This is a genomic window from Microbacterium sp. P5_E9, assembly GCF_054049175.1.
Genome location: NZ_JBFUMV010000117.1, coordinates 1 through 564 on the forward strand (window position 1 = coordinate 1; position 564 = coordinate 564).

Here is a 564-nt window from a genome sequence, read left to right on the forward strand (position 1 = left end):
CTGAATGCCAACGGCATCCAGGTCGGCGAGTTGGCCAGCGACAAGCTCGCGAGCGTGCCCGAGGAGGCCGACGTCTCCGCCGCCATCGCCGTGATGGAATCCCATGGCGTCGGGCGCGCGCTGGTGATCGACAGTGCCAAGCATGTCACGGGCATCGTCTCGCTGGACGACCTGATGGACGAATGCGCCAAGGAACTCGCCGGCCTGGCGAGGGTGATCCGCAGCGGCATCCAGAGGGAAGTGGCCGAAACGAACACCGCCCCGCCCCCGCCGAAGCCTTTGCCCTTGCGCTTCCCCGCGACGGGCACGGCCGGCCGGAGCTCCGTCCCGGCGCCGCATTGACCGGCTTCATGACGCGGCCCCCAAGGAAGCGCATCCTCGTACCCATTGACGGCAGCGCGACCGCCGAACAGGGCCTGCGCGAAGCGATTCGGCTGGCCGCAGATCAGAAGGCTCGACTGCGTCTGCTGTACGTCATCGACGACTTCCCGATGCTGGTCGAGTTGTCGAGTGTCGCAAACTTCGACGAAGCGCTGCAGAAGTTGCGCGACTACGGGCAGCGGC

2 protein-coding genes are annotated in these 564 nt (G+C 67.2%); both read left to right on the forward strand.

All coding sequences use genetic code 11. From position 1 onward, the window contains the following. The coding region (locus ACXJ3V_RS20530) for a CBS domain-containing protein (protein WP_457102204.1) at window positions 1-342 on the forward strand (342 nt) is incomplete at its 5' end. Further along, a partial coding sequence (locus ACXJ3V_RS20535; RefSeq protein WP_457102205.1) for a universal stress protein occupies window positions 339-564 on the forward strand: 226 nt, incomplete at its 3' end. The genes ACXJ3V_RS20530 and ACXJ3V_RS20535, both read left to right, overlap by 4 nt.